Here is a 20,823-nt window from a genome sequence, read left to right on the forward strand (position 1 = left end):
ATATAAGACTGCTGTTTTAAAACAATGTTACAAATTTAAGTATTAATTGTGAATGGTGAATTGTAAGTTGTGAATTGTAAATGGTGAAATGTGAGATGCAGAAAAACTTCATTTTATATTTTACATCAAACTTTTTACAAAAAAACTTAGAATCTTAGCATCTCAGAAACTTAGAATCTTTAAAAAAGAACCTTAGAATCTTTAAAAAGAAAAACCGTCTATCACTAAAAGCGACAGACGGCATCTACAATTAATATATAACCTTGATGACTACAAAATATAATCTGTATTAATAAAATTCGATTCTTTGCTGTTAAGCAATTCCTGCAGAATCTCATTATTATAATCGATATCTTTTGAAGCTACAAACGTACGAATTGAGAAAGAACGCAAAGCATCTGGAATACTCAAAGTTCCTACAGCAGAATCTTTTCGTCCTGTGAAAGGGAAAGCATCTGGCCCTCTTTGGCAAGAACTGTTAAGGTTTACTCTACAAACTAAGTTAACCAAAGCATCAATTAGCGGCGCAAGAGTTTTTATATCTTTACCAAACAAACTTACTTGCTGTCCGTAATTTGATTCTGCCATATCTTTCAATGGTTCTTTAATATCTTTGAAAGAAAGTACAGGAACAACTGGCCCAAACTGTTCTTCGTGATACACACGCATTTCTTTATTTACTGGATATAAAACTGCTGGAAAAATATAGTTATCAGTATGTTTTCCTCCTTTTTCATTGATGACTTTAGCTCCTTTATGAAGAGCATCATCAATTAAACCTTGAATATATTTTGGTTTGTCGGTTTCTGGTAGCGGTGTTAGAGCAACTCCCTTTTCCCACGGATTTCCAAAAAGCAAACTGTCTACTTTTTCAGAAAAACGTTTATTGAATTCTTCAGCAATCGATTCGTGAACATATAACACTTTCAAAGCAGTACAACGTTGTCCGTTAAAAGACAAACTTCCCGTAATACATTCCTGAATAGCCAAATCTAAATCGGCATCTGGAAGAATAATCGCTGGATTTTTAGCTTCTAAACCTAAAATTAAACGCAATCTGTTTTTGTTTGGATGCTGATCTTGTAAAGCAATCGCTGATTTACTGTTTCCAATTAAGGCTAAAACGTCTATTTTTCCAGATTTCATAATCGGAGAAGCCACTTCGCGTCCTCTTCCATAAACAACATTGATTACTCCTTTAGGAAAACTGCTTCTAAAAGCTTCCAATAATGGCGAAATACATAAAACACCATGTTTAGCTGGTTTGAAGATTACCGTATTCCCCATAATCAAAGCTGGAATCAACAAGGAGAAAGTTTCATTTAAAGGATAATTGTATGGTCCAAGACACAACACAACTCCAAGAGGTCCGCGGCGAATCATAGCGTTTACACCTTGCACTTTTTCAAAGTGCGAACTGCGTCCGTTCAATTCTTTATAGCTAGCAATAGTATCGTAAATATATTCTACTGTTCTGTCAAATTCTTTTTGCGAATCTCCTAATGACTTTCCAATTTCCCACATTAAGTATTTCACTACTTCTTCGCGGGTTTCTTTCATTTGTTTCACAAATTTTTCCATGCATTTAATACGATCAACTACTTTCATAGTCGGCCATAAGCCTTGTCCCATATCGTATGCATTGGTAGCAGCTTCGACAACTTCTGCTGCTTCTTTTTCTCCCATAAAAGGAATAGATCCTAATAAAGTCGGCGAATACTTTTCTGTTGAAGAAATAGTTGAAAACACAGGTGTGGTTTGCCCTGTCCATTGTTTCAATTCTCCATTTACAAGATAGGTATCTTGATTTATCAGACTATTAATCTGATATTCTTCTGGTATAAAACTCATAATTTGGTTTGTTTAATGGTCTGGTAATTTTATTTTCAAAAGAAAAAAGAGGCTTTTTTATTGCCTCTTCTTCATTTATGGTTGTACTGTTTCACCTTCCCAATCTAGGATTCCTCCAAGCAGATTGTAGGCATTTTCGATACCCAATTCGTTCATAATCTGGCATGCTTTCGCGCTTCTAGCCCCAGAACGACAGTATACGTAATAGTTTTTATTTTTGTCTAATTCTTCGATTTCATAGATAAAAGCCTGCCCTTTATTGATATCAATATTTAGAGCATTCTCAATATAGCCATCATTAAATTCGTCCTCAGTTCTTACGTCAAGTATAACTGCATTTTCGTCAGCTTGTAACTGAGCAACCCAATCTTCTTGTGATAAATTCATAGTAAAATGTGTTTTTGTAAAATTACGACGTTTCTCTATATAAAAAACGTACCAAATGCGATTTCGATTATTATTCTCAGAAAACGTTTTAGAGAAAGTATTATAATCAGTGAATTACAAATTTAGTTACTATTTTTAAAAATTCAGCCTACAAAATCGATAGAAAATAGGATTTTTTCATTTACATAAAATTAATCTTAAATCTAGTTTTCTGATAATTATTCCCATTCCAAACCCTTATCTTTGCAAACAATCCTATATTTTTATCCGATTTTGATAAAAACATTAGCCGCCAATTACATGAATTCTCTAGAATTAATTGTTTTGAATTAATGCAATTAGATGGCAAAAAAAATCTACAATATGCAACATTCATTAAAAACCATTTTTCCTAATTTCTCGAATGAACTCATTGCTACCATAGAAGAAAATGGAAGCCTTCAGGATTTTGAAGCCGGAACCATTTTAATGCGTACTGGTCAGTATATTAAAAATACAGTTTTGATAACTAAAGGTAAAATCAAAATCTATCGCGAAGGTGAAGACGGCGGAGAGTTTTTAATGTACTACCTACAACCTGGACAAGCTTGTGCGATATCAATGATTTGTACAGCAAAAAGCGAAAAAAGCCAGATTATGGCAAAAGTGGTTGAGGATGTTACTGTTATGATGATTCCGTTGCAATTGATGGATAAATGGATGATGGAACATAGAAGCTGGTACGAATTTGTAATTGAAACCTACCGAAGCCGTTTTGAAGAAGTTCTCGAAGTGGTAGACAATATCGCTTTCCGTTCTATGGATGAAAGATTAGAATTCTACTTAAAAAGACATTCTGATGCCTGTGGCTGTTCTGAGGTAAATTTATCGCATCAGGAAATCGCAACCGAATTAAATACTTCTCGGGAAGTAGTTTCTAGATTACTCAAAAAAATGGAACAGCGCGGTCTGGTCAAACTCAACCGAAACCAGATTGAATTGCTAAATTTTAACCATTAAGATATTAAGTTAATTAAGTTGGATCGCTTAATATTACTTAACCTTTAAAAGTTTCATTAAGAAAGCATAGCTCAATTTCCTTAATATCTTAATGGTAAAATTATTTAGGTCTGTGATAAATGTTACTGTAGATTTCTAATTTCTGAGGCAACTTTGCATCAAAACATATGCAATGGAATATTTAGGATTTTTTGCCTCAATCATAATCGGAATTTCGCTTGGCTTAATTGGCGGTGGAGGCTCTATTCTTACTATTCCTATTTTAGTTTATTTGTTTAAAGTAAATCCCGATCAAGCCACTTCTTATTCTTTATTTATTGTCGGGTTAACCGCTTTATTTGGAAGTTATAGCCATTATAAAATGGGAAACCTAAAACTGAAATCGGCTTTGTATTTTGCTATTCCCTCAATTATTTCCATTTTAATAATTCGAGAAGTGATATTTCCGCAAATTGCATCGACTTTGTTTTCTGTTGCTTCCTATACCGTTTCAAAAGATTTTCTAATTATGATCATCTTTTCTATCCTAATGATTACGGCAGCCATTTCTATGATTAAAAAAAATCAGTCCGAAATTAAATCAACAGATACTAATTATTCGCAATTGAGCTTTATAGGTTTTTTGGTCGGAATCGTAACCGGATTTCTAGGTGCAGGCGGCGGATTCTTAATTATTCCTGCCTTGCTTTTTTTTGCCAATCTACCCATGAAACAAGCCGTAGGAACTTCATTATTAATAATCACTATTAATTCGTCAATAGGTTTTGCTGGCGATCTATACATTGGGACACCAATAAATTACACTTTCTTATTAAGCGTTTCTGCAATGGCTTTAATCGGAATGTTTATTGGAAGCCAGCTTTCAAAAAAAATGGACGGCACTAAATTAAAACCTCTTTTTGGGTGGTTTGTGCTCGTAATGGGATTTTACATCATTGCCAAAGAAGTTTTATTCTAAAAGGAATTTCAACGCTTTATTTAGTTTCACTTCTAGAGTAATCTTTGTCAAAGTTTTAAACTTTGACAAAGATGAAACTAAAACCTTCAAATTTCTCCAAATTTGTCCTTATATCTTTCAAGCTCGATTTCTGTTCTCGAAAGCAGTTTTTCAAGCAATTGAATTTTATCTTCATAAAGCTCCTTCAAAACTGAAGAATTATCGGCATTAATCAAAATACTGCCGTTATTATTTCCTGTTATTTTGTTGTAATTATTAAAGTATTTATCGTAATCAAAACTAATTATATCCTCTACGCTGACATCCAAAATTCTTCCTATTTCAACCAATTTTTCGTAACTCAAAGAAGTCTTTCCTTTTTCAATTTTACTGTAACCAGCTTGGGTTACGCCTAATCTTTCTGCCATGTATTCCTGAGTATAATTTTTTAACTCTCTAATATTTTTGATTTTACTTTTAATTGTTGTGGCCATGTTATTTCTGATTTTTAGTCATGTATAGTCAAAACAGCCAGCCGTTAGATTACGGCACGACTATACTATTATTTTTTATTGAAAAACCTTAAAACTACTTCATAATTAAATACTTATGTTGCAGCGTTTTGTTAATTTTTTCTTTGTGTAATGATAAAATAACCGTACATCAAAGCTGCCATTATGAAAAATGCAATCATAATGGGAAATATTGAATATAAAAATCTCTGATTTTTTTAAGCAGTTCTTTTTACACTTCTTTCAAACTGAAGATCTAAGTAAGAATCGATCTGCTTGCCAACCAATATGCGGTCTTTGGTGGCAATTTTAGTTCTTATTTTGTTCTGGTAAATATCTTTCACAAAAACAAAATAAATAAATTCGGCCTTGTTCCCTAATCTAATAGCTATGATAAACGAATAGAACAAAATTGCAGGAATAATGTAATACAAGTCCATTAAGTTGGAAAATAGCATGCAATAATATGTTGCAGCGGTTACGGCTAAAAAAACACCGTTTTCAAGAAAATATTTCTTCTTTTTTTTAAGCAGTCCAATTTCTTTAATTTCATCAAACTGATACTGCCAATTCTTAGATTTGTAACGAAATCTAACCTTGTCGGAAAAAACTGTTAAAGGCATAATAATTTAGTAGGTAAAAATAGATTTAAGCTTCTAGTGAAAAATCAATTTCTAAAAATTCTTAGGGGGAAAAAATTCTTAGATACGCAATATTAAGCATTAAGACCTTTTTTTTCTTACAATTAACATTATAGAATATAACTATCGGTTGTAATTAAATCTTTCGTAAAAGTTATCTTATACTTTATTTATAAAAAAAAATCTCAAGTAAGAAGATTCTTTTGGGCGTTGCCTCCGGCCGGGCTATCCGCTTTATTCCCGATTAACAAAAACTACTGCTAAAAAGCCTTGTTTTTCTAAATCGGGAGATACCGCTCCTATCCCTAACGCAGACTCAGGTAAAATGACGTTTTGTCTTTAATATTTTCAATCAATTGCCTCAAGCTTTAGCTGGAGGTAAACAAATGTATACAAAAAAGGCTTTAGCCAAACCCGGAAAGTTTGTCTAAAGCCCAATTCAAATTCAAACAAAAAACCTCCAGCTAAAACTGGAGGCAATTCATTTCTTTCTTTATGTTTTTCTATTACTTTTTAAGCAATTTCTCTAAATATTCTACTTTTTCTTTTTCAGCTTGGACCAATCGTTCGTAAAGTTCAACCACTTTATCTAAAGGGTTAAAAGTCGCATACATTCCTTGATTAAAACTATTTCCTTGACTTGAACTATTATCATAAAAATTATTGAAGAAATTGAAGACAGATTCTTCCGAAAAATTTTCAATTGCTTCAATAGAAACACCAAGTGCTTTTGCAATTTCTGTCAATTTCTCATTATCAATCGTTTCACTCGATTCTATATTCGAAACAGTTTGCTGGCTTAGCCCAATTGCAATTGCCAAAGCTTCCTGCTTCATTCCTTTAAGCTCTCTAATTCGGCTTATGTTCCTTCCTATATGTTTTGGTTTTGCTGTTGTGCTCATAATTCAAAGATATTTAAATTTCTTGAGAAATTATTTGATTCGTAAAAATACAAGTTTTTCGTACTAATGCAAAAAAGCCATAGTCTAACTTTATGATTTCTCTAAAGCCAAATTGACTTTAAAATAAAAACTTTATCTCAATTCATAAGTCCATTTTGAAGTCTTTTCATCAAAATCTACAGAAATATAAGCCATGTAATCAACAGCAATTTGTGTTACTTTACTTCTTTTTAATTCCCAACTCTTTACTTTTTTGAGCAATTCTGTAGCATAAATTTCAAATTCTGTTATAGGTCTTTTACTTTTTACATTAAATTCTGTCATTAAACCAAAATTCGGATCAATTTTAAAATCCTCAGAAGATTTATGCCAATCAAAAAAATTAAAAACAGAAACTAATTCTCCTTTTTTATTAATGTACAATGCAAAAAGTCCGAATGGTTTATCAGATTTAATAGCTTTCGCATCTTTAAAAATGGAGTCGAGATTGGTAATTGGTTTCGTAGAATTAAATTCATTGTTCACCGTATAGTCAAGATCATAGATGTAGTTATCTAGTTTAAATTCATTTCCATGATCCAACACCTTTTGCAGACGAGGATCAATTCCTCTTTCCCGAATAACCTGCGAATTGGAACACATAATACTGAAACCTAATTTTCCTTGATATTCAGAGGCAAAAACTAGTAATTTCTGATTCTTATAAACTTCCGAATAACAAGAACTCCCACCAGAGTTCCCTTTCTCATAGTAAAATGTAAAACGCAGTTCTTTCGGAATATTAGCTTTTTTATAATTTTTGAGCACTTTAACTTTTATAGAATAAGTAGTAGAATCTTTGGCAATTTTTTTAAATGTAACTAATCCTTCAAAAACATACTTGGAAGAATAAAACTCTAAAATTGGTTTAGGTGTATCACAACTGCAAGCAACTGCTTTTATAGATCCAAATAAGAAAATAAGTAACGTTATTATTTGTTTTTTCATTGATGCTTTTTTTTAAAAAAAATGCCTCCAGCTTTAGCTGGAGGTAAACAAATCTATATAAAAAAAAGCTTTAGCCAAAATCGTAAGGTTTGGCTAAAGCCTAATTCAAATTCAAACAAAAAACCTCCAGCTAAAGCTGGAGGCAATTCATTTTATATTGAAACTAAAATTCGTGTAATCTATAGCTATAAAATTCATTAATCAGAATAAAATTCGTGAATTCGTGGCTATAAAAAAATCAATGTTCCCCATATCCAATATCATCCATTTTTCCGCTGAAAACGCGATATTGAATAATAAAATAAATAATAACGAGAAACAAAGCGATAAAAAACCAGCTCAAACCAGCGTTTAATCCGTATTCGTGAGCGGCAGTGTTGTAAATCGTTAAAGACGGATTTACTTTATTAGTGGATGGCAAAACATTCGGGAAAATTGAAACCGCTGTAGACGCAAATCCGCCAACTAAAAATAAGGTCGAAAAAATAAATCCTTGACCGTCTTTTTTGAAAGAACGAACTTTGAACAATCCCGCAATTCCAACAAAAGTCATTAAAGGAAAAAACCAAAGAATCGGATTTTCAATAAAATTATGAAATGGTTTTGGTTCGATAAAATGCCAAATTCCTAAAGAAATAAAAACTAAAATCAGCAAAACAAAATTCAGTTTAAAAACTACATTTTTCAATTTAGGATTCAGCGCCGAATTCGTTTTATAAATAATCCAGTTTGCACCGTGAATAGTGAGCGCCACAACACTCACAATTCCTAAGAAAAGCGTAAACCAGTCAATAATCCCCAATTCATTTGCTTGCGGACTAAAAGTCGGATTCCACAAAGGCAAAAAGAAATAATGTGGTTCTTGTGTAGAAACTCCGTTTTGAACCATTCCAAGATTCACGCCTCGAACAATATTTCCCAAAGCAATTCCGAAAAAGAGAGCCAAAAGCAGACTCGCAATTCCGAAAGCCTTATCCCAAATACTTTCCCACATAGGATTATGAATCTGTCCACGCATTTCTAATCCGATGGCACGGAAAATCAAAAGCCATAAAATCATAATCAAAGGCAGATAAAATCCGCTAAAAGAAGAAGCATATAAAGTTGGGAAAGCAAAAAACAAAACACCTCCCGCCGCAATTAACCAAACTTCATTGGCATCCCAAAATGGACCAATGGCATTTGTAATTGCCTTTTTATCTTTTTCTGTATCGGCAAAAAATAAATGAATAATTCCTGCACCAAAATCGTAGCCATCTAAAACCAGATAAACAGCCAAAATTCCCATTAAAACTACGTACCAAAAAAATTCCATATTTATATTTTTTCTGTTGAAAGGTCCACTTTATGCGGCCCTTTATTGATAATTTTTCCAACCAAAAGTAAAAACAGCATTCCCAGTAAAAGGTATAAACCAATAAAACCAAGCAATGTAAACAAGGTATTTCCCGATGAAACCGTTGGTGAAGCTCCTTCTGCAGTTCGCAATAAATTATAAACCAGCCAAGGCTGTCTTCCTAATTCTGCCGTGTACCAGCCTGTTGTATTGGCAATGTACGGAAACGGCATCATGAACATTAAAGACCATAAAATCCATTTGGTTTCAAATAATTTTCCTCTTACTAATTGGAAAAGCGAAAGCACCATTAATCCGATAAACACGGTTCCGAGTCCAACCATGATGTGGTATGCATAATACAAACCAGAAATATTAGTTGGATGCAAATCTTCTTCAAACTGATCTAAACCTTTTATTTCCTGATCCCAATTTCCATAAGTCAAGAAACTCAAAATATTAGGAACGGCAATTTTGTTGTCCAATTTTTTGTCTTTCACATCGGGCTGTCCGATTAAAACAATTTCAGAGCCTTTTTTCTCGGTATGAAAAATCCCTTCCATAGCCGCAAAAGTCACGGGCTGATATTTTACTACATTTTTAGCCAATAAATCTCCTGTTGGAACGGCAACAATTACACTCGAAATCAATCCGAAAATAACACCTGTTTTTAAGAACAATTTCCCGAAAGAAACATTTTTATTACTTAAAATATAAAAAGCTCCAATTCCAGCTACAACAAAAGAACTCGTTACTAAAGAAGCCGCTTGATTGTGTAAATATGAAGGCCAAAGCCAGGGATTTAAGAATAAGGCTTGAAAATTATTCAGAACAAATTTTCCGTTTTCGAGAATTTCATAACCAACTGGATTCTGCATCCAAGAATGTGTCGCAATAATTAAGTAACCGCTGGCCCACGAACCAATCATGATTAATAATCCCGTTACAAAATGCCATTTATGGCCAAGTAGTTTTTCTCCAAACAAAAATAATCCGAGGAAAGAAGATTCAAGAAAGAAAGAAAACATTCCTTCCATTGCCAATGTCTGCCCGATAATTCCTCCTGTTAATTCGGAGAATTTAGCCCAGTTGGTTCCAAATTGAAACTCCATCGGAATTCCCGTTACAACGCCCATTGCAAAATTGAGGGCGAAGATTTTCATCCAGAAATGGGTGGCGTGATTGTATTGTTCGTCTTTAGTTTTGAGATATTTCCACTTGAAGTACACAATGATCAGCGAAAGACCCATTGTAAGTTGCGGAAAAAGATAATGAAAAGTGATCGTGAAGGCAAATTGCATTCGATCATAAAAGAGCATTTCTTCCATAATGGTAATTTGTTTATGAAGTTCCACAAATTTAACCATTAGAACCCGAATTAACGTCCTTTAAAAAAAGTTTATCGCCTGATATTTGTTAAACTTTTCAACAATTTAAAGGGTAGAAATAACACTTGTCATTGCAACTTTGTCAAAGTTTTGAACTTTGACAAAGTTTCTTCGTATATATTTTTGCGCATTGTTTTGTCATTTCGACCGAAGGGAGAAATCACACTAGTAATTCTACAAAGATTGGAGATAATAGGTTATGGAATTCTGTGTGTGATTTCTCCCTTCGGTCGAAATGACAATATTGTGTATAGATTTACGTATAAAAACATAACCCGTGGTTTCAACCATGGGAACACAATGCATATCCGATACGTTTCCTGCGGTTGAAACCGCAGGCTATGTTTGATTTTGATTGCGTAGTTCTGTTTTATTATTTTTCTAAAATTCCCTTTTCAACACTCTCATTAATCAAACCTTCAGCGTAATTCCATAAAGATGCTGAACCATTTTTTATGACGCTTTTCTTCTCATAAACTTTATCATATTTTACTCCAAACTCTTTCCAAGTTCCGCCATTGTTTGATGTATTTTGCAATAAAGGTTCAAGTCTGTCCATAGATCTTGCAAATTTGGCTTCGTTGGTTTCTCCCGCTTCAAATTCTTCCCAGATTGCAATAAATTCTTCTGCTTGATTTTTAGGCAGAAGACCAAAAATTCTATTGGCCGCTAATCTTTCTTCGTCTGTATTATCATGATTCTTGACAGTGTCGTACATAAAAACATCTCCAGCGTCGATTTCGACAATATCGTGTATCAAAACCATTTTAACGACCTTCAAAACATCAATCGGTTCATTGGAATGATCTGCCAAAACAATTGCCATTAAAGCCAAATGCCAACTGTGTTCTGCATCATTTTCACATCTGTCGCTGTTGAATAATTTTGTCTTGCGCTGAATGTATTTTACTTTATCAATTTCTTTTATAAAAGCAATTTGATCCAATAAGTGTTGTGTGTTCATTTTATTTTTTGTTTTGAAATGACATTCGTCATATGCAAAATTAAAGCTTAAAGCGTAATTGCTCAACTTTAAATTTAATTTATCTCAACCGAATATGACAAACGCCACATTTTTTTACACAAAAACCTAATTTCTGTAACATTAGTCACCTATTTTTTTAAAAAACAAAGTTACCTTTGTAACCCATCATTTTACAATACCTATCATGAAAATAGAACAAATTTACACCGGATGCCTTGCTCAAGGTGCATATTATATCACTTCAAATGGTGAAGCAGCCATTATTGATCCGCTTAGAGAAATTCAGCCTTATCTGGATCGTTTAGAGCGTGATGGCGTTAAACTGAAATATATTTTTGAAACGCATTTTCACGCCGATTTCGTTTCGGGTCACGTTGATTTAAGTAAAGAAACTGGAGCGCCAATCGTTTACGGTCCAAATGCTGCTTGCGAATTTGATTGCATTTCTGCGAAAGACGGTCAGGAATTCAAAATCGGAAAAATAACAATTAAAGCACTACATACTCCAGGTCATACCATGGAAAGTACTACTTTTTTACTGATTGATGAAAACGGAAAAGATCACGCTATTTTCTCTGGAGATACCTTATTTATCGGAGATGTTGGCCGTCCTGATTTGGCTCAAAAAGCAGCTGGAATGACACAAGATCAATTGGCTGGAATTTTATATCATTCGTTAAGAGATAAAATCATGACTTTGGCTGATGACGTAATTGTGTATCCTGCGCACGGTGCGGGAAGCGCTTGCGGAAAAAACATGAGCAAAGAAACGGTTTCAACAATCGGAAATCAAAAAGCAACAAATTATGCTTTGCGTGCTAACATGACCGAAGAAGAATTCATCAAAGAAGTAACGGATGGATTATTACCTCCCCCAGCCTATTTTAGCATGAATGTTGCCATGAATAAACAAGGTTACGAAAGCTTTGAAACGGTTTTGCACAACGGAATGAAAGCAATAAATGTAAAAGAATTTGAAGCAGTTGCTGAAGAAACTGGCGCTTTAATTCTAGACACAAGAAGTGCCGCAGATTTTAGCAAAGGATTTATTCCGCAATCGATCAATATCGGAATCAATGGTGATTTTGCGCCGTGGGTTGGAACTTTAATTGCCGATGTAAAGCAGCCAATTATTTTGGTTACTGCGGCTGGCATGGAAGAAGAAACTGTAACACGTTTAAGCCGTGTAGGTTTTGATACGATTATTGGGCATTTGGAAAGCGGTTTTGAAGCTTGGCAAAATGCAGGTTTCGAAATTGATACTGTTAACAGAATTACTGCCGAACAATTTGCAAATAAGTTTAAATTTGGCGAAGATAAAGTCGTAGATATCCGTAAAGAAACAGAATACGCAGCAGAACATATTGATGACGCTTATAGCAAACCTTTGGCTTATATTAATGATTGGGTAAAAGATATTAATCCAAATGAGCATTTTTATTTGCACTGTGCTGGCGGTTATAGAAGTATGATTGCAGCTTCTATTCTTCAAGCAAGAGGTTTCAGAAATTTTTCTGAAGTTGAAGGAGGTTTCGGAGCGATTTCTAAAACCAATATTCCAAAATCAGATTTTGTTTGTCAAAGCAAAACACTATAAAGTGTAATTTTTTCACCATTAAGATATTAAGTTAATTAAGTTTTTGAGCTTAATGAAACTTTTCAAAGAAGGCTAAGAAAAATTAAGCATTCCCACTTAATTAACTTAATATCTTAATGGTTAAAATAAAAAAAATCTAAATTTTAAAAGTAAATGAGTATACTTGAAATCATTAAAGAACCTTGGCCTTGGTATGTTGCTGGCCCGCTGATTGGATTAACTGTTCCAATTTTATTAATTATTGGGAATAAATCTTTCGGGATTAGTTCTTCATTGCGTCATATTTGCGCTGCTTGTATTCCTGCAAACATTTCGTTTTTTAAATACGACTGGAAAAAAGAAAGCTGGAATTTATTCTTCGTTCTTGGAATATTTTTTGGTGGTTTTATTGCGGCTCACTTTTTATCAAATCCAAATCCTGTGGAAATTGCTCCTGAATTATCAGAGAAATTAGCTACTTATGGAATTACAGATCATAGCGGTTTAGTTCCATCGCAATTATTTTCTTGGGAAAGTTTATTAACGCTTCGCGGATTTATCATGATTGTGGTTGGCGGATTCTTGGTAGGTTTCGGAACACGTTACGCTGGCGGCTGTACAAGCGGACACGCGATTATGGGATTATCAAACTTACAATGGCCATCATTGGTAGCTACCATCTGTTTTATGATTGGTGGTTTTGTAATGGCCCTTTTGATTTTACCTTATATTCTTTCACTTTAAAATTTCAAAAATGAGTTTAGAAAATAAAAATATAGACGGCGAAGGAATCAACGCAAGCCAGAAAAAAGAAACTGCATTTGCAAACCTAAAATATTTAATCGTTGGGATCTTTTTCGGAATTGTATTCGTAAAAGCAGAAATCATCAGTTGGTTTCGTATTCAGGAAATGTTCAATTTGGAATCGTTTCATATGTATGGCGTAATTGGATGTGCTGTTGTTGTTGGATTAATATCTGTACAATTGATTAAAAAATTTAATATCAAAACTCTTGATGGCGAAAAAATCGAAATCCAGCCAAAGACTTTCAACAAAGGACAAATCTATGGCGGATTATTATTCGGTTTCGGATGGGCTATTACGGGAGCTTGTCCTGGTCCGCTTTTCGCTCAAATTGGTACGGGTGCTACTGTAATTGTTGTTACTTTGGTAAGCGCAATTGCGGGAACTTGGGTTTATGGTTTGATTAAAGATAAACTGCCACATTAAAAATTTGTTTCAGGTTTAATTTGTTTCAAGTTTCAAGCTTCAAGTTTCAGGTTGATTTAACCGCAAAGCACGCAAAGATATACGCAAAGTTCGCAAAGTTTTATTTACAAAGCTTTGCGAACTTTGCGCTTTATGGAACCTTATTCAAAAAGAATCTTGCGTGCTTTGCGGTTAGATATGTTCAATGTTAATCAACTTGAAACTTGAAACAAAGAAAAACCACAAACATTTCTTCATCAATTTTTAATTTCATTTCGTTAAGTTTGCTTTCAACAACATTTCCCTAAAAATAAATTTTTAAAGCCAAAACATGAATCGTTCCGAACAATTAGCCAAACTCAAAAATACTGAAAAATGGGACGTAATAATTATAGGTGGTGGAGCAAGCGGACTCGGAACTGCAATTGATGCAGCAAGTCGCGGTTACAAAACAATATTATTTGAAGCTGTAGATTTTGCAAAAGGAACTTCGAGCAGAAGTACCAAATTGGTTCATGGCGGAGTACGCTATTTGGCTCAAGGCGATGTTCATTTAGTTAGAGAAGCATTAAAAGAAAGAGGATTATTGGCGCAAAATGCAAATCATTTAGTTAAAAATCAATCCTTTGTTATTCCAAATTATCATTGGTTTAGCGGTTATTTTTATACCATCGGATTAAAGATTTACGATTTATTGTCTGGTTGCCTGAGTTTAGGAAGTTCTAAATATCTTTCGAAAAAGAAAACTATTGAAATGCTTCCAAACGTAGAGGAAGATGGATTGGTGAATGGCGTTATTTATCACGATGGCCAATTTGATGATTCTCGTTTAGCAATTAACCTTGCTCAAACGGCTGTAGAAAACGGAGCTTGTGTTTTGAATTATGTAAAAGTAGTCAATTTGCTAAAAGACGACAGAAATCAAGTTATTGGTGTTCAAGTTCAAGATCAGGAAAGCGGAACTAAACAGGATATAAAAGGTGCTGCCATAATTAACGCGACAGGAGTTTTTACAAATGCTATTATGAAGCTCAATGATAATGTTTACAAAAAATACATTGTTCCTAGTCAGGGAATACATTTAGTATTTGACAAATCTTTTTTGCCTGGGGATCATGCCTTAATGATTCCAAAAACAAAAGACGGAAGAGTTTTATTTGCTGTTCCGTGGCATAATCGTGTTGTAGTTGGAACGACCGATACTTTAATAAAGAAACAAAGTTTAGAACCTATTGCTTTAGAAAGCGAAATTCAATTTGTTCTCGAAACCGCTCAACGTTTTCTAGCCAAAAAACCAACAAGAGCAGATGTTCTTTCTGTTTTTGCAGGATTGCGCCCGTTGGCTGCACCGAAAGAAGAAGGTAAAAGCACCAAAGAAGTTTCTAGAAGCCATAAAATTATAGTTTCAGAAACGGGTCTAATTACTATTACTGGAGGAAAATGGACAACATACAGAAAAATTGCTGAAGATATTATGGATAAAGCAATCAAAACTGGAAAATTATCTCCCAAGGAATGTTGCACGGAACATCTTCCCATTCATGGAAATAAATCTACGAATTCTTTAGATAGAGAAAATCACCTTTATATATATGGTACTGATATTCCTAAAATAATTGAATTACAAGAAAGCGAACAAGAGTTAAAAGAAAAATTGCATCCTGATCACGAATTTACGATGGCAGAAATTGTTTGGGCTATCCGTTACGAAATGGCAAGAACGGTAGATGATATTTTAGCAAGAAGAGTTCGTTTATTGTTCTTAGATGCAAGAGCTGCAATTGAAGTTTGTGAGAAAACGGCAAGAGTACTAGCTAAAGAATTAGAACATGATGAAGCTTGGATTAACACAGAAATTGCCAATTTCAAACAAATTGCAAAGGGTTTTCTTCTCTCGGAATTCCAATAAATAGTAAATTCAGCCTATCTTGAATAACTTTTGTTTTAAAATCTTCTTACAAAAAGGCATTTAAAAAATAGTATTAATCAAAATTGCTTCTTGATTTTAAAAAATCATTAATTCACAATATATCAGATCGTTATATTAAAAAAATTACACTAATTTTAGTATCGAAAAACGAGTCTTTAGTTCTTGCTAAAAGCCCAATTAAACATGTTAACAAATAATTAACAAAACATTTGTATATACAACTATTAAAAGTTGTACATTTGTATATACAAATTATACACTTACGACTATGACAATTGAAGAGGTTATTAAGAGTACGGTTAAGATGGATAATGCGAAAAAAGTTATTCTGAATATCATGTACACGCAAAATGTGATTCAGGATCATTTCAACGAGTTGATCAAACCGTATGATTTATCTGGAGAACAGTATAATGTGTTGCGTATATTAAGAGGACAAAAAGGAAAACCTGCTAATATGTGCGTGATACAAGAGCGAATGCTTGCTAAAACAAGCAACACAACACGTTTGGTAGACAAATTATTATTAAAGGATTTTGTAACTCGAAATGTCTGTCCAGATAATCGAAGAAAAATTGAAGTTTCGATTACAGAAAAAGGATTAGATGTTTTAAAAGAATTAGATCCGAAAGTAGATGAGCATGAACAAACGTTTGCTAACAATTTACAACCAGAAGAATTAGTTTTCTTAAATCAATTATTAGAAAAATATAGAACCAACAAATAAAATAATAAAAACTATGAGCAATTTCTTAGAAAATCAAAATTGGAGATACGCAGTCAAGCAATATGATGCTTCAAAAAAGATATCAGATGCTGATTTAAATACATTAAAAGAAGCAGTAAGATTAAGTGCTTCTTCATACGGATTACAACCTTATAAAGTAGTTATTGTTGAAAATCCAGAATTAAGAGAAAAATTAAAAGGAGCAGCTTGGGGACAAACTCAAATTACAGATGCTTCTCACCTATTCATTTTTGCAAATGATTTAAGCCTTGATTCAGGTTCTGTTGACAAATACATCAATAATATTAGCGAAGTTAGAGGTGTTCCTGCTGAAGCTTTAGGCGGATTTAGCGATATGATGAAAGGTGTAATTTCAAATTTATCTGAAGACGCAAAACACATCTGGACGGCAAAACAAACTTATTTAGCTTTAGGAAACTTATTAAATGCAGCTGCCGAATTAAAAATTGATGCTACTCCAATGGAAGGTTTCAGCGCAGCTTCTTTCAACGAAATTTTAGGTTTTGACAAATTAGGTCTAAATGCTTCTGTAATTGCAACTGTAGGTTACAGACATGATGAGGACAAATCTCAACACCAGAAAAAAGTTAGAAAATCACACGAAGAATTATTTATCACTCTATAATTATTTATTAATCAAATTCAAATTTTAATTTTAAAAAACATGAAAAATTTAAAAACTATTGCAATAGCATTATTCGTAGCAGCTGCTAGTATCTCAGTAAATGCTCAAACTAAAAAAATCGACGTAAAAGCATCTACTATTAAATGGGTAGGTAAAAAAGTAACTGGAGAGCACTCTGGAACAGTAAACTTCAAAGAAGGTTCTGTAGTTTTCAAAGGAAAAAAATTAACTGGAGGAAGCTTTACAGTTGATATGACTTCATTAACTTCTACAGATTTAACTGGAGAATACCAAGGAAAATTAAACGGTCACTTAAAAGCTGACGATTTCTTCGGAACTGACAAATTCCCAACTTCAAAATTAGTTTTCAAAACTATCGGTGCAAAATCTGCTGACGTTTATACTGTAACTGCAGACTTAACTATCAAAGGAATCACTAAACCAGTAACTTTTGATATCACTGTAAAAGGAAACACAGCTACAACTGCTTTCAAAGTTGACAGAACTAAATACGATATTAAATACGGTTCAGGTAGCTTCTTCGACGGTTTAGGAGACAAAACTATCAATGACGAATTCGAATTGGCTGTAGCTTTAAAATTCTAATATTTCAAGCTTACTAATTCAGAAATACAATAAACCCCAACAGTTTTTTTACTGTTGGGGTTTATTCTTTTCTAAGCTTTTCAAAAACTTAACATTCTTAATAATATAGTAACGCTTTCGTAATAAGCATCAGGACTTTGATTAACATACGGCTTCTATTTTTGGGACAATTAAAAAAATCAAAAACTAGAAATTAAAATCATAGTTATGAAAACAAAATTACATTTTGCATCTATAATCTTCATTATCAGCTTTTTCTCACAAGCTCAACAACAACCAAAAGGAATCGTTGGTACTTCAAACTGGATGACTAACTGGACGAGCTTTAAACCAGCTGGTAATGATTATGGCGAAGCAACCAATATAATTGCCGGAACAATTGATAAAGATACTCGATTGTCAAAGCGTAATATTTATCATTTAGTTGGTGTTGTGTACGTTACAAATAATGCCACTTTAACAATCGAGCCTGGTACTGTAATACGAGGAGACGATAAAACTTGCGGAACTCTTGTAATTACAAATGGAGCTAAAATTATAGCTGAAGGATTAGAAACCGATCCGATTATTTTTACTTCTGAAAATGAAATCAACAATAGAAAACCTGGTGACTGGGGCGGAATTATCGTTTTAGGAAAAGCTCCGATAAACTCTCTTGGCGGTATTCATACATTGCCTTTCGATTTAGATCCAACCTTAAATCATTACGGAGGACAAGATCCGGAAGACAACTCTGGAATTATTAAATACGTGAGAATTGAATATGCTGGAAGAAAATTAAGTGCTTCTAAAGAATTAAATGGTCTTTCTCTTGCCGGCGTTGGAAGAAAAACAATTGTTAGCCATGTTCAAGTTAGCTTTTCGAATGATGATTCTTTCGAATGTTATGGTGGAGATTTGAATCTAAGCAATTTGGTTTCATTTAGAACAACAGATGATGATTTTGATTTTACCCAAGGTGCTCAAATTAATATTAGCAACAGTATTGCTGTTCGCCATCCGTTTTCTTCAGATGTTTCAGGTTCAAGATGTTTTGAGGTAGATTCATACGAAAAAGTTGCTGCTACAGACATGACTAAAAAAATGACTAAAATAAATGCCAACAATATTACATTGGTTAATTTAGAAGAAAACAATCAAGGTTTGGTTAGAGAATCTGCTTACATTAAAGAAAATACCTATTTCAATTTAACGAATAGTGTCGTTTCAGGATTTGCTCCTTTCATTTTATTGGAAGGAAATATCGGAAATGGTGAAGCAAATCTATCAAAAATCACTTTTAAAAATGTAATTGCAAACAATTGTCAAGGAGAAATTGAAAGTGAATCTGGAAGCAATATTCCTGGTATAAAAAATTATTATGGCAACCCAGCTTACGGAATAGAGTATACAAAAATGAAACTTAGCGAGCTTTTTGCTATTCCAAATATTAAAGGAAACCCAGATTTTAGATTAAACATAAATAACACGGTAGCAAGTGGTAACTAAGGAGTTATAGAGATACTTTTAATTAAAATTTAACAAATTTTACAAATTAGAAAAGATTTTTTTCAAATTTTATGTACTCTAATTAAAATTACATTTATATCTTTGTGACATCAAAATAAAAAAATGAGAACAATTTTAAACAATACTTGGTGGTGGAGCAATTTACGTCAGACGTCGTGAACGAAGCTTCCTATGGTATTGTTAAAACTATAAAATATAAAAGGGCTTGTCATCACGACAAGCCCTTTTTTTTGGATCAAATTGAAAATAAACTAACAGAACAACATAAAACTATATATTTTGAAACCTTTTATTCTTAATACACATTACAAACAAATTCTGGCAGATACGGTAACGCCAGTAAGTATTTATTTCAAAATCAGAGATAAATTCCCAAATAGTTTATTACTAGAAAGTAGTGATTATCATGGAAATGACAACAGTTTTTCTTATATCTGCTGCAATCCGATTGCTACAATTAAAATAGAAAATGAAGTTATTTCTAAAACTTTCCCTGACGGAACTTCAGAAAAAATCAATATTGATGCTTCAACAAATATTCCTCAGGTAATTCAGGAATTTTCAAGTCAGTTTAAATCAGAAAAAAACGATTTTAAATTCATCAATAACGGTTTATTCGGATACATTTCTTACGATGCTGTTCGTTATTTCGAAAAAGTATCTATTGCAAAAAAAGACAATGCGACTTCTATTCCAGATATTTTTTATGCTGTTTATCAGAACATTATTGCAATCAATCACTTTAAAAATGAAGCTTATATTTTTTGCCATAGTCTAGACGGAAAAAACAATATTTCAGAAATCGAGCAATTATTACAATCTAGAAATATAGCTTCTTATAAATTTTCTAAAGAAGGCGAAGGTTTCTCTAACTTAACCGATGAGGAATTTAAAACAAATGTGGCTTTAGCCAAAAAACATTGCTATCGTGGAGATGTTTTCCAATTAGTTCTTTCTCGTCGATTTACTCAAGGTTTCAAAGGAGATGAATTTAATGTTTATAGAGCTTTAAGAAGCATCAACCCTTCTCCGTATTTATTTTTCTTTGATTATGGAGATTTCAAAATATTCGGTTCTTCGCCAGAAGCACAAATTATTGTGAAAGATAGAAAAGCCGAAATTCACCCAATTGCAGGAACTTTCAAAAGAACTGGAAACGACGAACGCGATGCTCTTTTAGCAAAAGAACTTTCAGAAGATAAAAAAGAGAACAGTGAACATGTTATGCTTGTTGATTTGGCAAGAAACGATTTAAGCAGAAATGGTCACGATGTCAATGTAGAAAAATATAGAGAAGTACAGTTTTTCTCTCACGTAATACACTTAGTTTCAAAAGTTACGGGACATTTGCACGAGAAAGCAACTACAATGCAAGTTGTAGCAGACACTTTCCCAGCAGGAACTTTGAGCGGCGCACCAAAACACAGAGCGATGCAGTTAATTGAAGATTGCGAAAAAACAAATCGTAATTTTTATGGAGGCGCAATTGGAGTTATGGATTTTGAAGGAAACTTTAATCACGCCATTATGATTCGAACTTTCCTTTCTAAAAATCATCAATTGCATTGTCAAGCTGGAGCCGGAATTGTAGCAAGTTCTGATGAAGAAAGCGAAATGCAGGAAGTTTATAATAAATTAAGAGCATTGAACACGGCTCTTGAAATGGCGGAGAAAATTTAGTCATCAGTGTTCCG

Annotated in this window: 21 protein-coding genes; 12 read left to right on the forward strand and 9 right to left on the reverse strand. The window is 33.2% G+C overall.

What is annotated here, in order from left to right; all coding sequences use genetic code 11:
- Window positions 1-270: 270 nt before the first annotated feature.
- Together NCC77_RS19045 and NCC77_RS19050 are read right to left on the reverse strand one after the other, a co-directional pair.
- Complete coding sequence (locus NCC77_RS19045; protein ID WP_250837021.1) at window positions 271-1,851, reverse strand: NADP-dependent glyceraldehyde-3-phosphate dehydrogenase; 1,581 nt, start codon at window positions 1,849-1,851, stop codon at window positions 271-273.
- Between the two features lie 75 nt (window positions 1,852-1,926).
- Complete coding sequence (locus NCC77_RS19050) at window positions 1,927-2,238, reverse strand: rhodanese-like domain-containing protein (protein ID WP_129745301.1); 312 nt, start codon at window positions 2,236-2,238, stop codon at window positions 1,927-1,929.
- Between the two features lie 363 nt (window positions 2,239-2,601).
- On the opposite strand from NCC77_RS19050, the gene NCC77_RS19055 reads away from it, so the two are divergent.
- Window positions 2,602-3,237: a Crp/Fnr family transcriptional regulator gene (locus NCC77_RS19055; RefSeq protein ID WP_250837022.1), complete on the forward strand. Its 636-nt coding sequence runs from the start codon at window positions 2,602-2,604 to the stop codon at window positions 3,235-3,237.
- 172 nt (window positions 3,238-3,409) lie between these two features.
- Complete coding sequence (locus NCC77_RS19060) at window positions 3,410-4,195, forward strand: sulfite exporter TauE/SafE family protein (RefSeq protein WP_250837023.1); 786 nt, start codon at window positions 3,410-3,412, stop codon at window positions 4,193-4,195.
- Between the two features lie 86 nt (window positions 4,196-4,281).
- On the opposite strand, the gene NCC77_RS19065 is transcribed toward NCC77_RS19060, so the two are convergent.
- From NCC77_RS19065 to NCC77_RS19080, 4 genes are all read right to left on the reverse strand, one after another.
- The gene (locus NCC77_RS19065) at window positions 4,282-4,668 is read right to left on the reverse strand and encodes a helix-turn-helix transcriptional regulator (RefSeq protein WP_095929062.1); all 387 of its coding nucleotides are present in this window, start codon (window positions 4,666-4,668) and stop codon (window positions 4,282-4,284) included.
- 236 nt (window positions 4,669-4,904) lie between these two features.
- Entirely contained in the window at window positions 4,905-5,309 is a 405-nt protein-coding gene (locus NCC77_RS19070; protein WP_250837024.1) for a hypothetical protein, read from the reverse strand.
- Between the two features lie 524 nt (window positions 5,310-5,833).
- Entirely contained in the window at window positions 5,834-6,229 is a 396-nt protein-coding gene (locus tag NCC77_RS19075; protein ID WP_095929064.1) for a helix-turn-helix domain-containing protein, read from the reverse strand.
- Window positions 6,230-6,361: 132 nt separating this feature from the next.
- The gene (locus tag NCC77_RS19080) at window positions 6,362-7,216 is read right to left on the reverse strand and encodes a hypothetical protein (protein WP_250837025.1); all 855 of its coding nucleotides are present in this window, start codon (window positions 7,214-7,216) and stop codon (window positions 6,362-6,364) included.
- Between the two features lie 21 nt (window positions 7,217-7,237).
- Here NCC77_RS19080 and NCC77_RS19085 point away from each other — a divergent pair, with 21 nt between their 5' ends.
- Window positions 7,238-7,417 carry a hypothetical protein gene (locus tag NCC77_RS19085; protein WP_250837026.1) on the forward strand — a complete coding sequence of 60 codons (180 nt, stop codon included), beginning with the start codon at window positions 7,238-7,240 and terminating at the stop codon, window positions 7,415-7,417.
- A gap of 37 nt (window positions 7,418-7,454) precedes the next feature.
- On the opposite strand, the gene cydB is transcribed toward NCC77_RS19085, so the two are convergent.
- The 3 genes from cydB to NCC77_RS19100 all read right to left on the reverse strand — a co-directional run bounded on the left by cydB (window position 7,455) and on the right by NCC77_RS19100 (window position 10,904).
- The gene (gene cydB / locus NCC77_RS19090; protein ID WP_250837027.1) at window positions 7,455-8,531 is read right to left on the reverse strand and encodes a cytochrome d ubiquinol oxidase subunit II; all 1,077 of its coding nucleotides are present in this window, start codon (window positions 8,529-8,531) and stop codon (window positions 7,455-7,457) included.
- Window positions 8,532-8,533: 2 nt separating this feature from the next.
- A complete protein-coding gene (locus tag NCC77_RS19095) occupies window positions 8,534-9,880 on the reverse strand; it encodes a cytochrome ubiquinol oxidase subunit I (RefSeq protein ID WP_250837178.1) in 1,347 nt (448 codons plus the stop codon).
- Between the two features lie 433 nt (window positions 9,881-10,313).
- Entirely contained in the window at window positions 10,314-10,904 is a 591-nt protein-coding gene (locus NCC77_RS19100) for an HD domain-containing protein (protein WP_250837028.1), read from the reverse strand.
- A gap of 205 nt (window positions 10,905-11,109) precedes the next feature.
- On the opposite strand from NCC77_RS19100, the gene NCC77_RS19105 reads away from it, so the two are divergent.
- The 9 genes from NCC77_RS19105 to NCC77_RS19145 all read left to right on the forward strand — a co-directional run bounded on the left by NCC77_RS19105 (window position 11,110) and on the right by NCC77_RS19145 (window position 20,809).
- Window positions 11,110-12,522 (forward strand): MBL fold metallo-hydrolase, encoded by a 1,413-nt coding sequence (locus NCC77_RS19105; protein ID WP_250837029.1) that lies wholly within the window; start codon window positions 11,110-11,112, stop codon window positions 12,520-12,522.
- A 159-nt stretch (window positions 12,523-12,681) separates the two neighbouring features.
- Window positions 12,682-13,245, forward strand: coding sequence for a YeeE/YedE family protein (locus NCC77_RS19110; RefSeq protein ID WP_250837179.1), 564 nt, complete (start codon window positions 12,682-12,684; stop codon window positions 13,243-13,245).
- A 10-nt stretch (window positions 13,246-13,255) separates the two neighbouring features.
- Window positions 13,256-13,732, forward strand: a complete 477-nt coding sequence (locus NCC77_RS19115; RefSeq protein ID WP_250837030.1) for a DUF6691 family protein — start codon at window positions 13,256-13,258, stop codon at window positions 13,730-13,732.
- A 310-nt stretch (window positions 13,733-14,042) separates the two neighbouring features.
- Entirely contained in the window at window positions 14,043-15,620 is a 1,578-nt protein-coding gene (locus tag NCC77_RS19120; RefSeq protein WP_250837031.1) for a glycerol-3-phosphate dehydrogenase/oxidase, read from the forward strand.
- Window positions 15,621-15,909: 289 nt separating this feature from the next.
- Window positions 15,910-16,368, forward strand: coding sequence for a MarR family winged helix-turn-helix transcriptional regulator (locus tag NCC77_RS19125; protein ID WP_095929073.1), 459 nt, complete (start codon window positions 15,910-15,912; stop codon window positions 16,366-16,368).
- A 13-nt stretch (window positions 16,369-16,381) separates the two neighbouring features.
- The gene (locus NCC77_RS19130; protein ID WP_250837032.1) at window positions 16,382-17,014 is read left to right on the forward strand and encodes an NAD(P)H-dependent oxidoreductase; all 633 of its coding nucleotides are present in this window, start codon (window positions 16,382-16,384) and stop codon (window positions 17,012-17,014) included.
- A gap of 39 nt (window positions 17,015-17,053) precedes the next feature.
- Window positions 17,054-17,620: a YceI family protein gene (locus NCC77_RS19135; RefSeq protein ID WP_095929075.1), complete on the forward strand. Its 567-nt coding sequence runs from the start codon at window positions 17,054-17,056 to the stop codon at window positions 17,618-17,620.
- A 207-nt stretch (window positions 17,621-17,827) separates the two neighbouring features.
- Complete coding sequence (locus NCC77_RS19140; protein ID WP_250837033.1) at window positions 17,828-19,108, forward strand: hypothetical protein; 1,281 nt, start codon at window positions 17,828-17,830, stop codon at window positions 19,106-19,108.
- Between the two features lie 300 nt (window positions 19,109-19,408).
- On the forward strand, window positions 19,409-20,809 hold the full coding sequence (locus NCC77_RS19145) for an anthranilate synthase component I family protein (protein WP_250837034.1): 1,401 nt from the start codon (window positions 19,409-19,411) through the stop codon (window positions 20,807-20,809).
- The last annotated feature ends 14 nt before the right edge of the window (window positions 20,810-20,823 follow it).

Source organism: Flavobacterium tyrosinilyticum (assembly GCF_023656565.1).
In the GTDB taxonomy this organism is placed as follows: Bacteria; Bacteroidota; Bacteroidia; order Flavobacteriales; family Flavobacteriaceae; genus Flavobacterium; species Flavobacterium tyrosinilyticum.